At 27.4% G+C, this 277-nt stretch carries 1 protein-coding gene; it reads left to right on the forward strand.

From position 1 onward, the window contains the following. Positions 1-42: 42 nt before the first annotated feature. On the forward strand, positions 43-277 hold a 235-nt coding region (locus SB679_RS23960), incomplete at its 3' end, for a hypothetical protein (protein ID WP_410704742.1).

Genomic DNA, 277 nt, shown 5'->3' on the forward strand with positions numbered 1-277 from the left:
CCTTTAAGACGATAATTTGTTACAACTTGTTTATAATATTTCATGCGGGAAGACTTAAAAAAAAACTGCATCAAAGGATCTGAACTTTTTATTGTCATCTCATATTCATTAAGTTCAACTTCAAGATATCTTAATTTTGAAAAAGAAAAAAGTATAATTATTATTAAAAGAAGAAAGAATGGCATAAACAAAAAATTGGCCATGATCCACAAAAAAGCAATCATTGTAATGCATGATAAAAGGCAGATGATTAAAATGGTGCTCTTTCTGTCTATTG

The organism is Chryseobacterium sp. SIMBA_029 (assembly GCF_046535275.1).
Classification (GTDB): domain Bacteria; phylum Bacteroidota; class Bacteroidia; order Flavobacteriales; family Weeksellaceae; genus Chryseobacterium.